Source organism: Neobacillus sp. SRL179, from assembly GCF_984799095.1.
In genome coordinates, this window is the sequence record NZ_OZ481792.1 from 4,533,594 (window position 1) to 4,555,802 (window position 22,209).

28 protein-coding genes are annotated in these 22,209 nt (G+C 35.6%); 4 read left to right on the top strand and 24 right to left on the bottom strand.

The window, feature by feature from the left end; translation table 11 throughout:
- Window positions 1–134: 134 nt before the first annotated feature.
- From AC4E8C_RS22300 to AC4E8C_RS22335, 8 genes are all read right to left on the bottom strand, one after another.
- The gene (locus AC4E8C_RS22300) at window positions 135–944 is read right to left on the bottom strand and encodes a class I SAM-dependent methyltransferase (protein ID WP_490208818.1); all 810 of its coding nucleotides are present in this window, start codon (window positions 942–944) and stop codon (window positions 135–137) included.
- Between the two features lie 132 nt (window positions 945–1,076).
- On the bottom strand, window positions 1,077–1,397 hold the full coding sequence (locus AC4E8C_RS22305) for a hypothetical protein (RefSeq protein ID WP_490208819.1): 321 nt from the start codon (window positions 1,395–1,397) through the stop codon (window positions 1,077–1,079).
- Window positions 1,398–1,714: 317 nt separating this feature from the next.
- Window positions 1,715–2,548 (bottom strand): DUF4037 domain-containing protein, encoded by an 834-nt coding sequence (locus AC4E8C_RS22310; RefSeq protein WP_490208820.1) that lies wholly within the window; start codon window positions 2,546–2,548, stop codon window positions 1,715–1,717.
- A gap of 83 nt (window positions 2,549–2,631) precedes the next feature.
- Window positions 2,632–2,778, bottom strand: coding sequence for a hypothetical protein (locus tag AC4E8C_RS22315; protein ID WP_490208821.1), 147 nt, complete (start codon window positions 2,776–2,778; stop codon window positions 2,632–2,634).
- Between the two features lie 24 nt (window positions 2,779–2,802).
- The gene (locus tag AC4E8C_RS22320) at window positions 2,803–3,240 is read right to left on the bottom strand and encodes an SMI1/KNR4 family protein (protein WP_490208822.1); all 438 of its coding nucleotides are present in this window, start codon (window positions 3,238–3,240) and stop codon (window positions 2,803–2,805) included.
- Window positions 3,241–3,710: 470 nt separating this feature from the next.
- Window positions 3,711–4,340, bottom strand: coding sequence for a lysozyme inhibitor LprI family protein (locus AC4E8C_RS22325; RefSeq protein WP_490208823.1), 630 nt, complete (start codon window positions 4,338–4,340; stop codon window positions 3,711–3,713).
- A 245-nt stretch (window positions 4,341–4,585) separates the two neighbouring features.
- On the bottom strand, window positions 4,586–5,491 hold the full coding sequence (locus AC4E8C_RS22330) for an IS3 family transposase (RefSeq protein WP_490212454.1): 906 nt from the start codon (window positions 5,489–5,491) through the stop codon (window positions 4,586–4,588).
- Complete coding sequence (locus AC4E8C_RS22335) at window positions 5,434–5,772, bottom strand: transposase (RefSeq protein ID WP_490207782.1); 339 nt, start codon at window positions 5,770–5,772, stop codon at window positions 5,434–5,436. Before AC4E8C_RS22335 ends, AC4E8C_RS22330 begins: the two co-directional genes overlap by 58 nt.
- A 416-nt stretch (window positions 5,773–6,188) precedes the next feature.
- Between AC4E8C_RS22335 and AC4E8C_RS22340 the strand changes: the two genes are divergently transcribed.
- A complete protein-coding gene (locus AC4E8C_RS22340; RefSeq protein ID WP_205178538.1) occupies window positions 6,189–6,302 on the top strand; it encodes a YjcZ family sporulation protein in 114 nt (37 codons plus the stop codon).
- Window positions 6,303–6,336: 34 nt separating this feature from the next.
- On the top strand, window positions 6,337–6,489 hold the full coding sequence (locus tag AC4E8C_RS22345) for a YjcZ family sporulation protein (protein WP_402957794.1): 153 nt from the start codon (window positions 6,337–6,339) through the stop codon (window positions 6,487–6,489).
- A 23-nt stretch (window positions 6,490–6,512) separates the two neighbouring features.
- Here AC4E8C_RS22345 and AC4E8C_RS22350 read toward each other — a convergent pair whose 3' ends face one another.
- The 4 genes from AC4E8C_RS22350 to AC4E8C_RS22365 form a co-directional block, all read right to left on the bottom strand.
- Entirely contained in the window at window positions 6,513–6,740 is a 228-nt protein-coding gene (locus AC4E8C_RS22350) for a hypothetical protein (RefSeq protein WP_490208824.1), read from the bottom strand.
- A complete protein-coding gene (locus AC4E8C_RS22355; RefSeq protein ID WP_490208825.1) occupies window positions 6,695–7,606 on the bottom strand; it encodes a hypothetical protein in 912 nt (303 codons plus the stop codon). Before AC4E8C_RS22355 ends, AC4E8C_RS22350 begins: the two co-directional genes overlap by 46 nt.
- Before the next feature lie 554 nt (window positions 7,607–8,160).
- On the bottom strand, window positions 8,161–8,583 hold the full coding sequence (locus tag AC4E8C_RS22360) for a hypothetical protein (RefSeq protein WP_490208826.1): 423 nt from the start codon (window positions 8,581–8,583) through the stop codon (window positions 8,161–8,163).
- Window positions 8,584–8,756: 173 nt separating this feature from the next.
- Window positions 8,757–9,560, bottom strand: a complete 804-nt coding sequence (locus AC4E8C_RS22365) for a hypothetical protein (RefSeq protein ID WP_490208827.1) — start codon at window positions 9,558–9,560, stop codon at window positions 8,757–8,759.
- A 267-nt stretch (window positions 9,561–9,827) separates the two neighbouring features.
- Between AC4E8C_RS22365 and AC4E8C_RS22370 the strand changes: the two genes are divergently transcribed.
- Window positions 9,828–10,220 carry a DUF3888 domain-containing protein gene (locus AC4E8C_RS22370; protein WP_490208828.1) on the top strand — a complete coding sequence of 131 codons (393 nt, stop codon included), beginning with the start codon at window positions 9,828–9,830 and terminating at the stop codon, window positions 10,218–10,220.
- An 84-nt stretch (window positions 10,221–10,304) separates the two neighbouring features.
- On the opposite strand, the gene csaA is transcribed toward AC4E8C_RS22370, so the two are convergent.
- The 5 genes from csaA to AC4E8C_RS22395 all read right to left on the bottom strand — a co-directional run bounded on the left by csaA (window position 10,305) and on the right by AC4E8C_RS22395 (window position 14,388).
- Complete coding sequence (gene csaA / locus AC4E8C_RS22375; RefSeq protein ID WP_490208829.1) at window positions 10,305–10,634, bottom strand: chaperone CsaA; 330 nt, start codon at window positions 10,632–10,634, stop codon at window positions 10,305–10,307.
- Between the two features lie 202 nt (window positions 10,635–10,836).
- Window positions 10,837–11,328, bottom strand: a complete 492-nt coding sequence (locus AC4E8C_RS22380; protein WP_490208830.1) for a GNAT family N-acetyltransferase — start codon at window positions 11,326–11,328, stop codon at window positions 10,837–10,839.
- Window positions 11,329–11,437: 109 nt separating this feature from the next.
- The gene (locus AC4E8C_RS22385) at window positions 11,438–12,133 is read right to left on the bottom strand and encodes an HAD family hydrolase (protein WP_490208831.1); all 696 of its coding nucleotides are present in this window, start codon (window positions 12,131–12,133) and stop codon (window positions 11,438–11,440) included.
- A 185-nt stretch (window positions 12,134–12,318) separates the two neighbouring features.
- Window positions 12,319–12,567, bottom strand: a complete 249-nt coding sequence (locus tag AC4E8C_RS22390) for an HXXEE domain-containing protein (protein ID WP_490208832.1) — start codon at window positions 12,565–12,567, stop codon at window positions 12,319–12,321.
- Between the two features lie 342 nt (window positions 12,568–12,909).
- On the bottom strand, window positions 12,910–14,388 hold the full coding sequence (locus AC4E8C_RS22395) for an aldehyde dehydrogenase family protein (protein ID WP_490208833.1): 1,479 nt from the start codon (window positions 14,386–14,388) through the stop codon (window positions 12,910–12,912).
- A gap of 215 nt (window positions 14,389–14,603) precedes the next feature.
- Here AC4E8C_RS22395 and AC4E8C_RS22400 point away from each other — a divergent pair, with 215 nt between their 5' ends.
- Complete coding sequence (locus AC4E8C_RS22400) at window positions 14,604–15,041, top strand: MarR family winged helix-turn-helix transcriptional regulator (protein WP_490208834.1); 438 nt, start codon at window positions 14,604–14,606, stop codon at window positions 15,039–15,041.
- Window positions 15,042–16,134: 1,093 nt separating this feature from the next.
- Here the strand turns inward: AC4E8C_RS22400 and AC4E8C_RS22405 are convergent.
- The 7 genes from AC4E8C_RS22405 to copZ all read right to left on the bottom strand — a co-directional run bounded on the left by AC4E8C_RS22405 (window position 16,135) and on the right by copZ (window position 22,208).
- The gene (locus tag AC4E8C_RS22405; protein ID WP_490208835.1) at window positions 16,135–16,623 is read right to left on the bottom strand and encodes a hypothetical protein; all 489 of its coding nucleotides are present in this window, start codon (window positions 16,621–16,623) and stop codon (window positions 16,135–16,137) included.
- 35 nt (window positions 16,624–16,658) lie between these two features.
- Complete coding sequence (locus AC4E8C_RS22410) at window positions 16,659–17,243, bottom strand: GNAT family N-acetyltransferase (RefSeq protein WP_490208836.1); 585 nt, start codon at window positions 17,241–17,243, stop codon at window positions 16,659–16,661.
- An 80-nt stretch (window positions 17,244–17,323) separates the two neighbouring features.
- Window positions 17,324–17,812: a GNAT family N-acetyltransferase gene (locus AC4E8C_RS22415; RefSeq protein ID WP_490208837.1), complete on the bottom strand. Its 489-nt coding sequence runs from the start codon at window positions 17,810–17,812 to the stop codon at window positions 17,324–17,326.
- A gap of 227 nt (window positions 17,813–18,039) precedes the next feature.
- The gene (locus AC4E8C_RS22420) at window positions 18,040–18,570 is read right to left on the bottom strand and encodes a nitrite reductase (protein WP_490208838.1); all 531 of its coding nucleotides are present in this window, start codon (window positions 18,568–18,570) and stop codon (window positions 18,040–18,042) included.
- Between the two features lie 81 nt (window positions 18,571–18,651).
- Entirely contained in the window at window positions 18,652–19,476 is an 825-nt protein-coding gene (locus AC4E8C_RS22425) for a DUF8832 domain-containing protein (RefSeq protein WP_490208839.1), read from the bottom strand.
- A 16-nt stretch (window positions 19,477–19,492) separates the two neighbouring features.
- On the bottom strand, window positions 19,493–21,916 hold the full coding sequence (locus AC4E8C_RS22430; protein ID WP_490208840.1) for a heavy metal translocating P-type ATPase: 2,424 nt from the start codon (window positions 21,914–21,916) through the stop codon (window positions 19,493–19,495).
- 85 nt (window positions 21,917–22,001) lie between these two features.
- Window positions 22,002–22,208, bottom strand: a complete 207-nt coding sequence (gene copZ, locus AC4E8C_RS22435) for a copper chaperone CopZ (RefSeq protein WP_490208841.1) — start codon at window positions 22,206–22,208, stop codon at window positions 22,002–22,004.
- Between the last annotated feature and the right edge of the window lies 1 nt (window position 22,209).

The following is a 22,209-nucleotide window of genomic DNA, read 5'->3' on the forward strand; positions in this document are numbered from 1 at the left end:
ATCATTTGTTTAACTCTCGCACCCGTTACTTTAAGTACAATACTTCACAATCTGCTGGGTTAATCAAACCGAAAAAGGCGATGGCTTGTTAAAGACATCGCACTCTACTTGAACATAATGAAATGATATTAGGTTTACTTTTTCCTACCAATGTAAAGCAAGTGAGTTGAAATACCAAGAATATAAGGGTCTGTTGCTTTTTCTTTAATTAAATCAATTATTTTTTTTACTTCTTGTTCACCTTTGTCTCTCCAGTAATCCCAACTATCATTATTTAATATCGCTCCTACATTGGAACCTATTAACTCTAAAGTTTCAAATCCGTTTACTTCCATAAACGGTTTGATGTCTTCTATATTAAAATAATACGCACCTGTAAAACGTCCTTCATCTGTGTGATTAAAGCAACCTGATTGAGAAAATTGAAAAATGGTATCCATATTATTGTTTGGCTTCCAATTATCTGGAGATAAGAGCGATGTAAGTACGTGTCTAATTCTAGGCATAAAGGCAACAAAAACCAGTCCACCATTTTTAGTCACTCTTTTTAATTCTTTAACTGCCTTAATACGGTCATATTCTTCCTGCAAATGGTACATAGGACCAAGCATTAATGATGAGTCGAACTGTTCATCTTCAATCATATTAAGTTCTCTGGCATCCGCTGCATAAAATCCTTCAAATTGTCCTTCTAAATCGAGTTCTTTTGCTTTGTCCTTTGCCATTTCAACTAATCTTGGTGTTAAATCGGTCAGTGTTACCTTATAACCATCTTTAGCAAGTTCCATTGAATATTTTCCTGGTCCAGCACCATTATCAAGAACGTACCCTGTTTGGGGCATATATTTTTTTATATAATGCCAATTTACTTGGAATTCAATTGGTTCACGTTCAAGTCTTCCCCACTCATCAAATTGATTGTAATATTTAATAATCTTACTCATATTTTTCACCTATATTCCACTTTTTTAGATATATAATGTGGGGCCTAAATCTAACTAAATACAACAAAACCTTTTATTGGAAAATATTAACTTACTATTAGCTGGTTTAGTTGAAAAAGGGAAAATTAACTTTTATTTTTCTGGAACAGTAATTTTTTCATAAAAATCATCAACAATTGGATAAATATCTGGTTTTGTATAATAATAGTTTCCATTAACTTTTGTTAGTTCAAATTCAAAAGTTTTTTGGTTATCTTGATAAAGCCTAATTGAATAACTCCAACCTTTTCTTTCTTCTTGATTTTTTTCTGGAATGAACTCTACATTCATTATCTTATCAAAGAATTCCTCAATAACAGCTTTTTCACCAATTGTCTTATGATTTCCTGTGCTTCCATTTACTATAACTATCTTAGATACATCGCCAAAGTCTTTGCTATAAAATTCAGGCAATGTCTTTTTCTCTAAACCACATCCAACTAAGATAAACCCAAACAATAAGATGATAACAATTAGATTTTTTATATCGCAACACTCCCCCTAATTATTTGACGTTTACCTTATTTTTTGGTTACTAACCTTAAACTAACCTGCACCGTTAGTTAAACAAAAAAAAGTCGCTGCTTCGACTTCTTATTGAACAAAAGCATCCGTTTGTTTAAGTACATTTCTTCACAAACTTCGGATTATAGAGATATGAAGATTATTTCTTGTTTCCGCATTAAACAGAAACGCCTCCTATTTGTTTAATAAAAACCATTCGATTATTTTTAATTATTTTTCGGTCTTAAAAAAAGTGATTTTTCAATAATTCCGGAAAAATCTAATGATGGGTACTCTGTTCTTATTAGTTCATAAACCTCTTGTATAATATTCTCCAATTCACTCACGCTTTCTTTAGGATGGTTAATCAATATAGATGAAAAGCGATTAAATGTGTTTATTGGGATAATTTCCATAGCATCTAAAGAATGTTTTTGCCATTTAAAAGCTGGATGATGTACATATAATCGATTTAAACCAAAGAGTATTCCCATAAGATTTGTTTGTACAGAGACTATTACTTTATAAAGCATCAACCAATCTTCCCGATTTAGTAAAGCTTCTCGGTTATTCCATCGGTTACCAAGGTAGAGGTGATCTCTTATCATTCCTACACTTAATTCTTTTGGATAAATCTCAACTTTTTTCTTAAGTTGACTTAATAATTCTTCTCCATAAAGTGGAATACCATCATTAACTGCTGCTACAAGACATTGTTTATCTAAATCTGTATCAAATTCTATAATCACATCATTAATTATATTTTGAATAGTTGAAGTCAAAAAGTTGCTTATTTCTAATTTAACACCGTTAGTCAAATAAGTTTCTGACCATTCCTCTTCCTCATAAGGATGAAAATCTATAATCCTTCCATTAACTGAGTTAATGGAGACTTTCCTATCCTCTTCTGTTGGACCTTCTTTCCAAAGTACAAATAACTCAATGTCGGAATACTCGTCATTCCAGTTGCGAGAAACAGAACCTCCAAGTAACACAGCTTCAACCTTTGGGTTCCGGATATACACTTTTGATATATTTGAAGCTAAACACTTTAAATTCACAATACCCCACCTATTTATTTAATTTTGTATATTTCGAGCTTTTAACTTCACAAACTGCTCATATTAGTTAATTAGATGTTTCACTAGTAGGTCTCACAGTAGCACAATAGAGTGGGGTTTAAAAAAACTTCTTTATGAAGGTCTCCTTGTTCGGTATGATTTTTTGAATATTTATCTGCAAAGGCATCCCATCTTTTAATCGCCTCTTCAGTACCTACATTTTTTATCATTTATTAATTTCCTCCAACAACCAACTAAACACCAATCTTACCAGTAATCCAACCTTCAATAAAATGTTTTAATGAGGCTGCTACCCAGGTTCGACTATCATCCTCGTGATTCCAAACATAAATATCGCTTTTTTCAATGGTCCCGTTTTTTAAAATGGCATAACAAAATAAATCTCCATTACCAGCGTCTGAAAAAAAGAAAAGATGATCAAATGGCATAAAAATATCTCTATAATCCTCAAAATCCCTAAAAAATAGATTGTCCTTTATAATTTGAGAAGTTGACCAAATTAAAGGACAATTCCAGTTGTCAAACACACCATTTGTTTCATTAAATAAGGCACATAATTCTTCTGGTAATTCAATATTTAATTCTTTTTGAATTTGAGCAATTTCAAACTTTGTTGCAGGGGATTTAAAGTGATATTCCTGAGAAATAGAACTGACAAATTCCTTCCACATATGTTTTCCTCCTAAATTTTGGATGGATATAATTTATATTCAATTTCTCTCTAAGAAAAAGGATTACTATTTTTCACTTAAGCGACAGGCTGCCGGTTCTGCTGGCAGCCGTGGTTTTAGAATACTTACGAATATCTTATAAATATTCCCTCAAGTCATACGATATCCTCCTATACAAGTATTAATAATTTTATCGATAAAGTGCCTCAAGAGAGCCATTTAGACAGAATGGCTTCTCCATCTCAAAAAATTCATTGTCTTTCAATACTCTTTCCTTATTTATATTTCTCTAATTACCGACATTTCCCTTCATTCACATCAACTATCTTAATAAAGCCTCCTAAGTACCCTAGTACTCTTTAGTTCAATAAAAAATGGCCACCGTAATGGCAGCCGGGCCTTCAGTATTTTAATTAAAAAAAAGGCTGCCATTGTTTTGCAACCAGTTCACTCACATGTATTTTTATCTTTTAATCTGTCATATATTGGTTCACTAAATCATAGCATCTTCCCTTTGTTGATTCATATAAAGACATATAATAGGCGACATTTTCAAAAGTCCCCCCATTATATTTGAGTCTTTCTTTATTTGCTAAATCTTCTTTCTGTTCGATCCATTTAATTTGTTCGGTTTTTAAGCCCTTCATTGTCTCTGGTGATAACTCTTTCCTTAGTAAAGAATAAATCTCATTTAATGCTTGGTCATACATTTCGTAAGACCTTCCGTAGTAGTTTTTCATAGCGTTTGTTACACCTTTATCTGAATCCTGTTTTTCCGGTAAGGCATCAAGTTCTTTTTGGATGTTATCTAATCTTGCTAGAAACTCTCTTTTTCCCACTATTTTTGTTACTTTATTGGTTGGATTATCTTCCCGAACATTTTCATTTTCTTTTGTTTCATTAGTTAGATCTGTCGAAGCTTTTTTGTCTGTATCATTAGCTTGCTCTGAATTATCTTCTGCCTGCGAGTTGCTGCTTTCAACTGATGTACTTTCCGATTGATTTTTAGTTGATGTAACATCCTTAGATGAATGGCTACAAGCAGACATTCCGAATAATAAAACAACAAATACCGCCACTGAAATAAAAATTTTCTTCATACTTACAACTCCCATCCTAAAAAGGCATTGCTCAAATCATTTTAACATATCCAAAAATATCCTTTAAGTTGGAATTAGAAGATTAGTTAACCCATTCCAAATTTTCAGACTCCATTTAGCCTAACTTAATCCCAAAGATTAATTCGTATCAATTATGGACGGAGCAGTAATTTGTTTCTAAGAAGAACCTAAAAAAAGCCCTTTCTTTGGACTTACACCCGTCAAGTAGACAGCTCTAAAAAAGACTATGCAGCCATCGTGATCCGATATTCAACTGGAGCACGGTGGTTTAGTCGTTTTTGGAATCTCTTATAATTGTACTCATACATAAATGTCTCTATTGCTTGTATTAATTCTTCCTCTGTTTTACAATCGGTTTGATACAACATTTCTGTTTTAAAGTGGGAAAAGAACGATTCAACACAGGCGTTATCTAGGCAGTTTCCTTTGCGAGAGTGGCTGCCCTTAATGCCATATTTATTTAATCGTTTGTTGTATTTCTTAGACGTGTACTGGAATCCTTGATCCGAATGGAGAATGGTTCCGTGCACGATTCTTTTTTTATTTAGGTCCTCCACAGTATCCAATACCAGTTTCATGTTATTCCTGTCTGATAACTTCCAAGAAACAATTTCATTATTATATAGATCCTGAATAACTGATAGGTAATAAAAACGGTTTTGGAAAGGTATGTAAGTTATGTCTGTTACTAGGACTTCATTTTCTTTTCTCTCTTTAAATTCCCTGTTAACCAAGTTAGGGAACACTTTGGAACCTTTTTTACCAAAGTATCTCCATTTCTTTCTTATTACCGACTGAATTTCCATCTCCTTCATTAAACGGTAAACCTTCTTATGGTTTACCTCAAATCCTTCCTCCTTCAGGGCTACTACCATTCTAGGATAGCCATATTCCTTATGTTTGAGGTGGATGGAAAGCATTAGATCCATTAACCCCTGATCCTTTTCCTTTTTCTTTTCACGAATCTCAATGGTTTTTACCCATTTGTAATAGCCAGATCTCTGCACTTCAGCAATTTCAGTTAACCAGGTAATGGGGTATATACCTTTTAGCTCATGTATAATCTCAAACCTTATTGATTTTCTGATTTCACCTCCCCGTGAAGATTTGGATACTGCTTTTTTAAGTATTCAACCTGAGCCTTATAGTAATCACGTTCTTCTTCTACATTTTTGAACTTTGTTTTTTGTCGCCCTTTAAGGGGGTTATCAGTAGAAGTTTTTCCCCTTTGATCGGTAAGTTGATTGCCTTCCTCAAACTTTCTTACCCAAGTTTTTAATTGGGTTGGGCTTCGTAATCCCAACTCCTCAGAAAGAGTTTGGTAACTACCATCACCATTAATATATCTTTCAATTGCTAAACGTTTAAATTCTTCTGTATAGGATTGAAATTTCGTCCCCTTTTTTGCCATAAAAAATCCCCTCCAAGTAGTAGTGTATCATTCCCACGTTATTAGCGGGCTTTTTACACTGTCTACTTAAAGGGGATAATATCATCTTCCTAGGGCTTTTCTTGATTGAAACTATCCCTGTTAAGGTGAAAGTCTATTGCTTGGATATGGTCTTTTAGCGGCTACCTTGTATATTATGCATCCGTCTAATATGAAGAACCAAGGTGGTTAAGCCATTTAATATTAATTTTTATTTTTATTTTTATTTTAACTAAGCACTTTTGCATTAAGTAGTCATCTTCAGCTATATAATGCGGTTTCGCGTAATGATTTTTTCTCTAATAGTAAAGATTGGGCTTTTTCTATTTCGCAAGAGCCCTGACATCTTTTGGATTTAATCATATTTTGTATGGAATAGATGTAAAGGAGGTTATTAAATGGATGGTGTAGGAGCCGGCGGAGGTTTCGCGTTAGTAGTTGTATTGTTTATCCTGCTTATAATAATTGGAGCGTCCTTTATGGGTGGAGGATACGGCGGCGGATTTTATTAAAAATTAAATAATTCTAATGAAAGGGGGGATACTTATGTTCGGTTACGGAGGATTTGGCGGCGGATTTGGCGGCTGTGGCTGCGGTGGCTACGGTTACGGCGGCGGCTTTGGTTATGGCGGAGGTTTTGCCTTAATCGTTGTGTTGTTTATTTTGTTAATTATCATTGGAGCTACTTGCTTTTATTAATTAAAAGCATCCAACTAAATTTTTTAAAAATAAAGAGCCCTTGTTTTAGGGCTTTTTTTATTTGGCTTTAATGCACCGAACGGATCATAAAGTTCTGATGAAGTATTATGTTTGTTGGTATGGCTGATGGTTTCCTTTGTAGGAAAACCGACTTCACCTTCTACACTGGCAGTACTCACCAGTGTAAAGTCAATCTCAAAACAATCTAAGTGGCGGCCACAGGCACTTTTACTAACTTCCACTCTTCCCAAGCTTTCTCAATATCCTCATAACTACCTTTTAACTTTTCTAGATATTCATCGTTAATTTGTTGATATTGGGTATCTTTTATTAAATGATGAAAATTTTCTAAGGCACTAAGAAGGTGTTGATGTGCGGTCGAATAAGATTCCGGAACTTTTATGATTTCCATATAGAAAATTACCTTTGGAAGATGATGAACCAAGTTACTCTGCATTTTATATACGCCATCATACTCTTTTTTATCGACCCACGGAAGAAGAGTGGACTTAATCATGCCCAAGTTCCCTTCTATACGGGTTTGTGTGCTGTCTATATACAACATCCGGTCCTGCAAGTTTCCTAGAACTGTAAATTGACTATTATCGGGAATCCGCGGTGCCGCTCCTCTCTTTTTATAAACGGTATACCACTTTTCCGAAGCTATTGTAATTTGCGGGTAAGCGGAGATTACACCCTTTATATTTGAAGTGGTAATACCATCTTTGTTTAAGTCCTTTTGATAAACAGTTACTGCGTCAAGGAAATTTTGATAAGCTCGCAACAAGTCCTTATGTGCCTGTTTGTACGGCTTTGGAACTGACGTCTGTTCCGTCTCATCAGTTAATTGTTGCACGGTTAGAATCATATTTTCCACACTGCTTTTATAATAATCAATTCCAGCCGGGCCGAGCTCGAATGCACCCTCAGATTGGAGAAGAATAAAACGGAGAATATCAGAATTGATCCTGGAAAAATAGGAAATATGGCTATCATAACCGCTATTAGATAGTTTGTCACCAAAGCCAAACGTCTGTTGTTGCTGTACAGTTATGTATAAAATATAGAGGAAACCAATTACCATAATTAATAAGGCTAAAGACCATTTTTTCAGCATACAAATTCCCGCTTTCATCCTTAAATAGTGGCTCTTATGTTTATTTCGGCACACAAGAAAAGAATTCCTCTATATTTACAATAAATGGAATAAATAAAAAATCATGCAGGGAACTGTTAGGGGTGCTGGTGTCTGACACTTGATAGAATTTTTGGCTGCCTATTGAAAAAGGCCTCCGCAGTCCATTTTAATTTTATATTGAGTATATATTGTCCTTTTCGTTATTCCTCCTCTTTTATTAAAATAGCTATTGCATATGTGGCGAAAGTAAAAAACCAATAGCAGTAAAAATAAAAGATAGAAAACTATCACCAAAAATTTGTTGAATCAGAAAACAAATACAGAGGATAATCCAACAAGTTTTAAATGACTGCTCTTTTCATCTGCTTTCACCCCATTTTCATCTATTAACCATACTTACAACTTTTCCAAAAAAAGGTTCCATTTTACCGTCTTTTCATGGTAGTACAATAAGAAAAAGCCACCAAGATGGCAGCCGGATTTTAAGCTTATACACTTTATTGTAAGTGAAATTTTGCATCTTGAAAATTTGATTAAACGCAAGTAAAGGATTGAATTTGTCTTAGGCTAATTCCGAAATTAACCCATCTCCGTCCAGTCCAGCGATACCCTGAAACCGAGTTCCGACCAATGAATGTTGGGTAAAACCAGAATTGTTCAAAACCTCTTAGCCATACATACGTGTATCTGTGTAAACATCTGACCATACTGCCTGGGTCTACTGCAAATGCTTCTGCTTGGTGCATCTGTTGAGGAACAGCAGATGGCGGCGGCGATGTTGGCGGTCCAGCTTCTGGATCATGATGCCCAGGCGGCGGTGCTGTCGGAGGCTGATGCCCTCCAAATTGTCTTGGATCTTGGGGAGAATAGTAATCTACATAATATGGGATTTCAGAAAGATAAGCATCTTGACCATACGGACTGTTATAATACAAATTTAAATGAGTAGGATACATAAAAATGGGCTCCCTTATAATTTATTTTCAAATTATCATATTCTTTGGTTATTCACCTATAAGCTTGTTCACATAAAAATGTGCTTTCACCTAGAAAAGTTCAACAAAAAAGGGCTGCCGCAGCGCCCCTAAGCTGAAGAAGACTTACCATTCTTCCTTTGTATAAATGATATTTAATCAAATGTTTGGCATTGTTTTTGGCTTTCCTCTTGCGAAATATGTTTCTTTACTTTTACATTTGTCACTTGTAACCCAGTTAGGTTAGAATCGCTTACAGAAAAGGTAAGTTTGTCATAATCGCTGCCATGGTGTCCTGAATAGTTTAAGGCACTGGCAAAAATCAGATGTCTCCTCGGATCCCCATCAATGGGTTCAATTCTAATTTTAGGACACATGAAAAACTCCGAATAAGCTGGACCTAAATGATTTAAATAACGTGTATACAATGCTTCTTCAAGCAACTCTTCTTTAGTAGGTCCGTTCACTTCTTTTCTCCACCCCACTACGAGCCAATCATAAAGTGATTGTGACTTTAATCGGATTTTTTGACTATTTTCCGAAACGATTACTTCTCCATCTATAGCCGTGCAGGTTTTGCGTTTTTTGTCAGCTACACACGTATAGGCAGGTTCAATGGTAATCACTTCGTTATTTGCCATTTTTAACGTCAATTTATTAGATGGATGAGCGAAAGAATCCTCGATTGTTCCATTTATTCGGCTGGAGTGATTAAGCCAGTGTACCACTTTTCTAAGTACACGCTCTTGAAAACCATCGTTAATACTGAATACACGCTGCTGCCCAGAGTCATTTTCAATTGTAATGTCTTGCACCTCATCATGCTTTAATGAGTGCGTCATTAATTGTTCAAAAAAAGAAACCCGTTGATTGGTAGTATTCTTTGCTTCAGCCATTTGATTGGATGAGGTAATTAAACATCCAATGATGACTAGAATAACAAAATGATATCTCCTCATAATATTGATATTCCTACACAAAAAAAGTCCTCTCTTACATGACACGTTGTTTCATCGTAAAAATTTCTTATTCCCAAAAAAACCAAATGGGTGACCTCCTTATTTTTCCTAAACTCTACTTTTAGTTTTGGAAAGATCATTTACGATTATTCTTGTTCAGCTAACTGTTCGTTTGCACAACACGAAAAATGATGGTCGCTGTCTGTCAGCTTAATAAGAACTTCTTAACTTGTTAATGATAAGAGAAACTTAAAGTGGAGGATTCTTATGAGAAAAAGCCTTTTCCTATTTATTTCCTGTTTCACCCTCTTCACTTATTCGCCCGTTAAAGCTGAAACCATTAATAATGATGTAAAGTTGCGGGATGACTTGATTTTCATCATGCTTTATCCCTCCATTCAGCAGGAATTGAAGAAGCAATATGGCGAAATCAAACAAAATATGTGTGGGAAAATAACCAAAATTACACAGCTTCCAACAGGCAGTTACTTATTTAATGTCACCGTGCAGGTAACAACATTCGAAGGCGCCCACAGCCCCCCGCATGATTTAGTAACGATCACTTTTAGTAATGAAAAAACCATAGAATGGCAGGTCATTGATATCAAAAGAATAAGGTTAAAACCAAATGAAATAACAAAATGCATTCATCCTTTGTAAAAAGGGGGGTTATTCTTCGATTGTATTCTCCCAGCTAAACAGTCCAACAAGAACTACTCATAAAATTAGGTTGTTTTTGAATTTCTACGCTATTGGTGTTCCATTTTTTACAGGTCCATCTGGTTTTAAAAGTACTACATCACCTTCTTCTGGGACACCTCCAATTACCAATACCTCAGATTTAAAACCTGCAATACGTCTTGGTGGAAAGTTTACTACTGCAACCACTTGACTACCAATAAGTTGTTCGGGTTTATATCTTCGTGTAATTTGAGCCGAGGAATGTTTAATGCCAATTTCCCCAAAGTCAATTTCTAATTTTATTGCAGGTTTTCGTGCTTCCGGGAAAAGGTCTGCTTTAATAACAGTACCAACACGGATATCCAATTTCAAAAAGTCCTCAAATGTTGCCATAAATACACCCCACTTTTTTACTGTTGTTCCAATTCTAACAAATTAATTATTTCCGTTAAACATCTCGTTGTCGGTGTGGACATTGTGCACCCAATGCCGAGCAATATATCAAGATTTTTTTTTCTGTACTTGCAAGTAATAAAGCAAAATCTGATTGAATTTCTTCTTTAGACTCCTGATTATGAGACACCATTGATTATAGCTATGATGATTGGATTGAATAAATGGCTTGCTCGGCTCCAAATCTGATAATTGTTTTTTCTAATTCCATTCTTAATTTTTCCAATAGTTTACAGGAGGAAATATTGGCAGTTTGAGTTTCTGCAATTACTTTTGAAAGGTTCAATTCCTTAAAGGCAAAGTTAATAATTTCTTGAACTACTTCAGTAGCATAACCTGCTCCCCACCAATTCGGTAAAAACTGATATGAGATTTCGAGGTAATTGCCATCGTGATGCGGGTCAAGAGAAACTAAACCAATAAAATCAGCTGTGAGTTTTTCTCTAATAACCCAGTAATATGATTCATCACTTAATTGAAGCATTTGGTTTAATGCTACTCTAATGGAATCTTCTTGGAGTATACCACCTAGAAATTTTCTCACTTCCTGATTGACATATAGTTTTTTAACATCTTCAAAGTCCGATTTTTGAAAGGTATTTATATAACTTCTTTCTGTCTCAAACAAATTCATTCATCCCCTAAAAATGAATTTTATAACTACTATAAAACCTAACGCAAATAAAAGCGGACTACCGAAATTATCCATTGGTAGTGAAATTACAGCCCCCATTAGTTAACTTTCATGGTAGTTCAAAAAGATTCAATATTGGGGTTTGCTGGTATTTATCTATAAACAAAGGTAATTCGGCTAAATCATCAATTATAAAGTCAGCTTCCACTGTACTCCATTGATAATCCTTTTTCCAAATCCCTATCATCCCGACATTTTGAGCAGCTTTCACATCATTTACAGGATGGTCCCCAACAAATATGCTTTGATTAGGTGAAACATTAAGCTGTTCCAAGACTCTTTTAAATATTTCTGGATTAGGTTTTTTTATTCGTTCCCATTCAGAAACCAAAATCGTGTCAAAGTACTTCTCAATACCTAGTGCCTTTATATTATCCATCTGAAAATGCCCTTTTCCATTTGTAATGATTCCTAATCTACAGCCCCTTCCTTTTAATTCATCTAACATTTCTATAAGATTAGGAAAAGGTACGCAATTATTTTTAAACTCACAAATATAATCATGAAGTAGTTCTTCCCAGGTTATATCAGTAATCCCAAATTCATCTACTAATTGTTGGTACACCTTATCTTTCCATACATACCCACGATGGTCTAATTCAATAAATCTTTTTACATACTTCTCTCTTGGAATATGACGTACTAATTTATTTAATCTGTCATATTGTGCATTTATGAATATTTCAACTGATTTATCTCTATTCAACAATGTTCCATCTAAATCAAATATAGCTGCTTCAATCATTTCGACCCTCCCGCAATATTAATAATTCTTTTATTATTCTTTTTCGTTAATTTCATTTCCTTCTTAAATTAGCCTGTCATAGCTGAATAACAAAAAAGATTGCCGCAGCAATCAGACGTGGACTACATTGTGTATTAATACAAATATCAAGAATGATAGATACAAAATCGAACTCCATGAACTTTCTAAGTTTTGAATTTTAATGAAGGTAATAATAGACATTGCAAGAATATAAAAACATCTCTCTTCGCAAAGGAATAAGAATTAACGTTCCAAAATTGCCAAATCTTTTTGCTTATCCATTTACTGTTACCTGTTATTCTACTTTCCGTTCTTTTCGCCCATTTTTCAACAGCTATAATTTCCTCAAAATCATGAATCATAAATATTACTACAAATAACCATATAGCATTATATAACTCAAGCTGAAACATTATAATTTTTTCTCCTCTACTTATATTTTGGGTATAAACTTGTTGGCATTTAATTTAAACTCCGATATTGCACCTGCTTTATCCTTTTTTAACCTTTCCTTATTGAACTAAACTGCTCGTTAGTATAAGTACAACAATTTACAATCTTTTTCAAAGCGACCTCATCAAATGAAGAATCACCCCGATAATTGAATAAGTAAAACCTTTAACGAAAATGGGTTACCAAGATAACGATTCGTTCTTATTGTTTTGTTAATGAATTGCCTTTTCTTATTATTTAAGTCTCTCTAAAAAAAAATAACCCAGTAAAATGAATTTACTGGGTTTATCGATTGCCTCTTATTATTCAGGAATATACACTAATTCCCCTTTTTTAGGGATATTGATAACATGTGTATCAGTGTAAGCAAGAAGGCCTTCCTTACCATATTCGCGGCCAATACCGGATTGTTTCACTCCACCAAATGGGAAGCGTACATCTAGACCTTGAACAGCTGCGGTATTAATCATTGTTGTTCCAGCCTGAATCTGTTTCGCTACCTTAATGGCATGTTCTTCCTTGCCCCAAACAGAGCTTGTCAATCCATAGATGCTGTCGTTCACTAGTGAAATCGCGTGTTGATCATCATCAAAAGGTAGAATTGGAAGAGTTGGTCCAAATTGCTCTTCTACAACGATTCGATCGTTGTAATCTGCGCCTAAAACAAGTGTTGGCTGCATGAAATAGCCTGTATTAAATACGTCCTCATCCAAAACTTTACCTAATTTGATGACTTTAGCACCTTTACTTTCCGCATCATCAATTAAGCTTTGAACATATTCAACTTGTCTACGATTGTTTACAGGCCCAATGGTTACATCTTTATTAAATGGATCTCCGACTCGAATCCATTTATTGGCTGCTTCAATATATTTTTCAACAAACTGATCATAAATAGCACGATGAACGTATACTCGTTTTGCAATCATACAAATTTGGCCAGCTGTTAAGAAATTAGAGATTACTAGACGACGCATCGCTCTTTCATCGTTCACATCGAAATCTTCTAAAATAACCGCCGCATCGTTACCGCCTAATTCCAGTGTCATGTTTTTGATGGTGTCAGCTGCAGCTTTCATGATATGTTTCGCAGTTTGAGTTCCACCTGTAAAGGCGATCTTGGCTACTTTTGGATTAGAAGTTAATTCTACACCCACTTCACTTTCACCATGAACAAGGTTGAGAACACCGTTTGGAAACTCTTCTGCAACAATTTCAACTACTTTGCTGACAGCTAATGGTGCTAATGGACTTGGCTTTAAGACCATGGTGTTTCCTGCTAATAGCGCAGGTGCTATTTTGATAGTAGAAAGTGACAATGGATAGTTCCAAGGTGTAATCGCTGCAACCACGCCAAGGCCATCTCTGGCAATAATCGTTTTTCCACTTTCATGTTCCTGAACTTCGTCTTTTAATACTTCAACCGCATTGTCGCAAGCAAATTCCATCCAAGCTAATGAAACACCAATTTCACCCATTGCATCATAAAGAGGTTTACCGTGTTCTCTTGATAACAATTTAGCGATTTCTGTTGTTTGATCTTTGATTTTTTGAATTGCTTTTCTCATTCGTTCCACTCGTTCTTCAATGGATGTTTGAGTCCAACTTGAAAATGCATCATGAGCCGCATCGATTGCACGAATGGCATCTTCCCTTGTATTTACTGGTGCAAATCCAACAATCTCATTTGGGCGTGTTGGATTTTCACGAGGTGCTTGTTTTTCTGATTTTACTTTATCGCCATTAATAATGGCATCAATAACTACTTGTTTTTCTCCCATTTTAATGATCCCCTTTTTTATTTAATAGATTTATTCATACAGTTGCTATAGCAACTGTTGACCCAACAACTATACTCAAAATGATTTATTGGGTCAAATAAAATGCTTCACTTCACAAATTCATCTTATTTACTGAAATAAATGGTCCATACTGATTGTATCTTGCAGAATCTTCAACTAAACTAGTTTGTATAGCAACTATTGAAATAAGGCGTGTGAATCCATTGAATTTATCTTTTCAGGATTTTATTAGTATTAAACTTCATCAAACCGATCTCAATCTAACGAATTATATAAAGGCCCAATTGGAGCCCTATCATCTAGCCCCTGAACAAAATTTAATTATGATGCTGCTGTGGGAAAAAGAAGGCTTAATGCAAAACCAACTGGCAGAATTTCTTAATAAGGATAAAACAAATATCACGAGAATGGCGTTTAGTCTTGAAAAAAAAGGACTTGTAAATAGAATGAATTGTAAAGATGACCGTCGTTCCGTACGTCTTTATCTGACTGAAATGGGAAAGAAATTAGGTGAGGAAGTCCTTCCCATCATTGAAAAGTTTAATGAGACGGTCTGCAACGGGATAACGAAAGAAGAACTCTCCCTTTTGGAAAAAGTTCTTGCGAAAATCAATCAAAACGTACAGAAATAAGATTAGCGTTTGTTAACATTTCAAGCTCTCTTTAGAATGGCCATTATGTATAACACTCTACAAACATTAGCCTTTTAATATTTAGGCTCTGTTAAACGATAATGTTGATTTTTGTGCAAAAGAAAAGAGAACTCTTATATGAGGTCTCTTTTCCTCATTCCTTATTAAACTAACGCCCCCGTTACTTTAAGTACAACGTTACAATATCCTATAAAAATTAGCGACCAGCAAATTGATCTCCAAATATTTCTTCAAATTGATTTAAAATCACTTTATTTTCCCCTACATACTGAACGATAATATCCCCTTTTTGAAGTAGTCTGGGTCTGATACATAACTTATATTAGCAAGTCCAATATTTCCATCCTCATGTATCCTAGCAGCATCTTTTTCCATTTTTTTAATTGTTGGCTACTCAAAAATCAAGAATAACTCCTCATTAGCTTTATTACTTTTGGTACAACTGATTCGTCTTTTTCGTCATTTTCCAAAATTGCAAAATAATAAGAATGTGCTAAAATCCTTCCTAGATAGTCAAACCCGTAGTTTAATAAGCCTTTTGTTTTGCTCAAATAGTAATTATAAAAAAAACAGAAAGAACCAACAATCTCCACATCCATTCTTTCTTCATATTCCACCTCAATTCAATTAAAAGGTCATAGTTTGTTTTCTATTAGATAAATATTTCTTGTTTTCTAACTATATCCTTTTTGACTAGCACACTCCAAAAATAGGAGCTTCATTTATTAGATTGCATTTTTTATAATTTCATTAGAATCAACCAAAATAAGGCTATAGTCGAAACAATTGTTATAACGAGGTACATAGCTATACCTTTATCTTCAGCATCATAAAATAATTTAACCCTTCGTAATTTGGGACGTTGTTCGTTTTTAGAGATAAAAAATAATATTGAAGCTACCAACACAGTTAAGATGAAAAAATAAATAAAAATTCCCATAAAGTCCCCCTTACAAAAAACACCAATTTGCAACATTACCTAATATTTCGACGTTATTCCTCTGAATCCCTTGTTCAACTAAACTGCCCGTTCGTGCAATAAAAAAAGGAATCGCCGCGGCCATCCCGATTTTTACCTCTTGTCCCCGTCAGCAGACTGGTTATTTTTGAAAAAGGATTCAGCTATTTCATTCCAGCCAACATACCACGCATCCTTTGTTAGTTCATTCCATTGTAATGTAAAACTATTTGCCTTTATTTCAACTTTACAAAAATCATTTGTTCTAAAACCGATACCACGTATTTCAAAAGTGTAGTAATTTTCAGATGGTTTCTGTACCACTTCTAGAAACTCCATTTTTTCTAAATCTGTTATTGGCACTTGTTTTTCTAACCCCTCAGAAAAGTAAATCACCACATGACTATCTATTACACCATTAAATGTAAGTCTGGATCTCCCTGTTGATTTTGCTACACCATAGGGGTTTAGGGGATGCTTTTCGGAAACATAGACATATTCAAAATCAAAACTGATCGTTTCTTTTTCAATTATGATCTTATCAGCTGGGCAGTCGTGAAAATTTAGGCAGTTAAAGAATTCGTTTGAAGTTTTATAGTTCAATTTATTAACCCCCTTTTACCATTATGGTTGTAACACTACCTTCTTGTAACCCAATCATTCTTCGTCAATTTATAAGAATCATAGGTTTCGTTTTCTAGTTGGATTTTATTTTGAAAGTTAAACCCAGATTTTTGGATGACTCTATTAGAGGGAAGGTTACGTTCTAATGCTATCGCATTAATAACCTCAATGTTCGTGTGTTGAAACAAAAATGTAAGTAATCCTTGAACTGCTTGAGTGGTATAACCTTTTCCCCTATACTCATTGGAAATCCCGTAAACAATTTCTCGATTTGGAGGAGGTAATTCAGCCTTTATTCCCGTACAACACCAGCCAATAAATTTCCCCGTCTCTTTTAAAATGATTCCTAATCTTAATCTGAGTTCTCCCACGTCCCTTTTCTCAGATACAGCCTTTAGAAACTCTTGGTTCTCAGGGATTTCAAAATGTAGGAACCAGTCTTCACGAAGTTCCTTAGATACGTTCCAGCCCGGTAAAAATTCATATATTTCAGGCTGCCAAGTTAATGCATGGAAATCATCTAAATCCTCAATCTTAAATTCTTGCAAAAGGACATCCTTACACTCAATAGTGAAGTAGCTTTTGTTTATGGAATTCATTTCATTTAATACTCCTCACTATAAATATATTGAACCTTATTGGTTCCTCTCTTACCTGAAAAATTAACCAAGCAGCACATTTACGTTTGAAAGGATTGAACCAAGCATGCTTCATTGTCCATCATTTTCTGTTCTTCCTCATAGTCTATATGAAGTTCACTGAAAAGATTTTTCCAAAAGGAAACAGCCGATTCATTCTTTATTAATTCAACAACCACATATTTTCCTTTTTTTTGATTAAATAATTCTTTTAATAGGGTTCTTGCAATCCCTTTTCTTCTATATTTCTTCAATATAAAAATATCATTGATACTGTAATCATATTCTTTTTTTAAAAAAGGTCTTTCTAAAAGTAATAAAAACCCTGCAATCGCATTATCTTTTTCTAGAAAATAGGGAGTGATTCCTTTCCTCTCCCATATGATTTCAAAAGAATCAAATTTGAAAGAACCATCAGGGGATAGGTCTAAACTCTCAGTAAACTCTGAAAGATCATGTAGATAAAGGGAATATAAATTCTGAAGAATGTGCTGTTCATCCCTAGCAAGGGGGGTCAATGAAACTGTCATTGTTATACCTCTTTAACGATTATTTCGATCTATTACTTTATTCATTTCTACAAAGCCTTTCATTTGTCCTTCTTGAACTATCCTGCCCGCTGTTGAACAAGAGGTATCCCTTTTTAAGGAAGCACTATTTTCACTGATCAAAAAAAGATCGCCGCAGCGATCCCGTTCCTTTACACTTGCACGTTAGTTAATAGTTTAAGATTAATTTAGTTTAAGATTAATTTAGTTTAAGAGAGTAATTTGTGGCAAGAATATTGTGGAGTTAGATTTTCCATTAATAAGGACCCAACCTCAGCGTCTTTCCCTTTTGGATTTCCTCCAACATATAAATTGTAATGGTCTCTAACTTTCATCACACCTATGTCGCTTAGCATGGGTTCAGCGGTACCGATAGGACACCCTGTATAAGCAACCTTCAGGGTAAACGGTACAGGTTTTCCTGCTATACGGCGATTTAACTCTTTTGCCACCGGCATCCCTTCTACTATTTCCCCTTTGCAAAAATTACAGGTTTTCAGGCTCTTTACAAAGTTACCGACCGGATAACAAGCTAATCCAACCTTTTGAAATTCTTCTTGGATTTCTTCTTTTTTATCTTCCGGGATTTCTATATACAGTTGCTGAAAAGTGGTTAATTCAAGCTCTTCATCTTCATTCATATATTTTGAAAGCATCACAAGCTGTTTTGAATTAAGTTTTGCCCCAAATCCTATTCCTCCGTTGACGGCGATCTTAATTTTTTTTAGCCCATTATCCATATTTCTTTCTCCCCTTTATCTATCCATTTGTATATAGTTCTTGTTAGACTTTTGCCATTTTGATCCCCTTCAAATTTTTTGTTATTTAACTTCGATAATAAATGGATAGGCATTGACCTGCCCGTGAAACTTGAATTCAGCCCAAAGCTTATAAATACCCGGCTTATCAAATTGTGTTTCAAATACAGTTTGATCATTTGATACTGGGTGGACATGGATAAATCTCTCTCCTGCTTCATCCAGGATGACGACATGCCCTAGTGCACCTAAATACTCTTCAGGTGTCTCACCCTTTACATCAAAATGAAGGGCAACCTCTTTGTTAACCTCGAATGAACGAGTGGTTAATTCAACCGTTTGACCATTAATGGTCTTGGCGAAATCGGTATCTGGAACGAGTTTGTTACCTCCGTGTGGATGTTGGGCTTCACCAACCTGAAACTCAATAGGGCTTATCGCATAGTGAAGCCCTTTAGGCTGAATATCAACAAAAGCTTTATAAGAATGATCTGCTAAATTTGCCTTCACTTGATAGGTTCCTTCGCCCTTTTGTTCTGGATGTAAATGATGGTACTCTTTTAAGTCAGAGCTCACGACAATCAAATGCATATATTTATCATGAGAAACTGCCAGCTCTGGAGCATGATTATTTTTATCTTTTAACTCAATTGTGATTTCTCCATTTGCATAGGATACTTTTGGTGTAACCTCGCTTGTGGTGTTTGCATCCTGATTCTCATGCTCTTGATCACCATGTTGAGGATTCATGCTTTCTATCCCCTGTTCAGCAGTTGTATGATTATCCGCCGATTTAGGATTAGCACTTGCATACACACTATAACCAGCAATGACGATCCCTAGATAAGCGATAGCTGAAACAGCCCAAATCATTATGCTTTTCTTCATATAAACACCTCCAAAATTAACCCTTTAACCTAATTCTCTGAAGTCTGAGTGCATTGAGAACAACCGATACCGAACTAAATGCCATGGCTGCACCAGCTAACCATGGTGCTAAGAAACCGGATGCTGCAATTGGAATTCCAATAACGTTATAGGCAAGGGCCCAGAAAAGATTTTGCTTAATATTGGTGATTGTCTTCTTACTCATAAAGATGGCGTCCGCAATACTCGTTAATTCACCACGAATAAGGGTAATATCGGCTGCTTCCATGGCCACATCGGTACCTGTACCAATTGCCATACCGATATCAGCTGTCGCTAGTGCCGGAGCATCATTAATTCCATCTCCAACCATGGCTACTTTTTTGCCTTGTTGCTGCAGCTTTTTCACTTCTTCCGCCTTACCTTCTGGCAATACTTCCGCTATGACATTCTTAATTCCTACTTGATCAGCAATGGCTTTAGCGGTTTGGGTATTATCCCCGGTAATCATGACAACTTCTAAGCCCATTTTGTGTAATCGGGCAATGGCTTCCTTAGATGTGTCCTTAATGGTATCGGCAACGGCAACCATACCTGCATATTTCCCATCAATGGCTACTAACATAGCTGTTTTTCCTTGTTTTTCTAAGTTCTCCATATTGGCTAGTACAGCCTGAACATGGACACTATATTTTGCCATCAGTCTGCGTGTCCCGATTAATAACTGCTTACTATTCACCGTTGACTGAATACCAAAACCAGGAATCGCTTCAAAGGTATCAGATGACCCTAGGTTCATTCCTTTTTCCTTAATACCTTCCACAATTGCCTCTGCAAGCGGATGTTCCGAGTTTCTTTCAGCTGTACCAACCAGGGTTAGAAATTCACTTTCGTTCACGCCTTCTGCTAAAATAACATCAGTTAAAGATGGCTTACCATTTGTAACCGTACCTGTTTTATCAAGAATAATCGTATCTAAGCGATGGGTGGTTTCAAGGTGCTCCCCGCCTTTAAATAAAATCCCAAATTCAGCCGCACGACCGCTTCCCGCCATAATCGAGGTTGGTGTTGCCAAACCAAGTGCACAAGGACAAGCGATCACTAATACCGCGATAAATTTCTCAAGAGCACCTGCAAAATCACCAGGATTAACAGCGAAATACCATACAAGGAAAGTAACAATGGCAATTCCTACAACGATCGGTACAAATATTCCTGAAATCACGTCAGCTAAACGTTGGATCGGGGCTTTAGAACCTTGTGCTTCTTCAACCACCTTAATAATCTGAGCTAGAGCTGTCTCTTTGCCAACTTTTGTTGCTTTCATTTTCAGGAAACCATTTTTATTAATCGTTGAACCAATCACGGTATCTCCAATCGTTTTATCCATTGGAATACTTTCACCCGTTAACATGGATTCATCAACGGCTGACCTGCCTTCTACAATTTCGCCGTCAACCGGCACTTTTTCACCAGGTTTTACATAAACAATATCCCCTTTTAAAACGTCTTCGATAGGGATCATCATCTCTTGGCCATCTCGAAAAACGGTTGCATTTTTCGCCTGTAGTCCCATTAACTTCTTAATCGCCTCAGACGAACGTCCTTTAGCCTTTGCTTCAAACAGTTTCCCTAATAGAATTAAAGTAATCAAAACAGCACTTGTTTCATAGTAGAGTTCGACCATGTGAGCGCCGGAGCCAATCGAGCTAATACTTAAATATAAACTATAAAAATAGGCAGCAGATGTACCAAGTGCAACAAGCACATCCATATTTGCACTCTTATTCCTTAACGCCTTATAAGCCCCCACATAGAACTGTTTACCAACGACAAATTGTACGGGTGTTGCCAGAGCTAATTGAACCCAAGGATTCATTAACATGTCTGGCAGCCAAATAAACTGGGTAAATTCAAAGTGGCTAACCATCGCCCACAATAAAGGGAATGACAAAATCAGACTGAAAATAAACTTTCCTTGCTGCTTTTCTATTTCCTTTTGACGATGGTCAACGTGTTCACCTGCATGTTCTTTCTTTTGTTCAAGGCTGTACCCTAGCTTTTTAATAGATTCCTTCATTTCAGAGACAGAGACCTGTTCTGGATTATACTCCACCAGGACTGTTTCTAACGCGAAGTTGACTGGCGCTTTTTCAACACCATCTAATTTGTTTAATCGTTTTTCAATTCTATTTGCACAAGCTGCACAGGTCATTCCTGCTATCTCAAATTCCACTTTTTCCTTTACAACGTCATAGCCCAAATCCTTAATTTTCTTTTGGAAATCCTGTTCAGATACCACTTCCGGATCAAATTTTAGAGTGGACTTTTCAAGTGCTAAATTAACATTGGCCTCTTTCACACCCTCCATTTTTTTAAGTCCTTTTTCAATTCTTGTGGCACATGCCGCACAGGTCATTCCAGTTATTTGTAAAGTTGTCTCTTTTATGTCATTACTCATTACGATCCACCTCTTTCATACGGGTAGGGGGTATATTTTATTGTTAAAGATAACGTGCTTTTAGGCGCACGTTATCTTTAACATCCTATTCAACATCATAGCCTTGGTCGTCAATCGTTTCTTTAATCTTGCTTAAGGTTACTTCAGCAGGGTTAAATTCAACATCGACTGTTCCTTCTGTTAAATGAACCTTCACAGAATTCACCCCATCAAGTTTTCCAACACTGCCTTCAATGGAATTGACACAATGACCACACGACATTCCAGTAACCTTTAAAGTATTCTTTTCCATA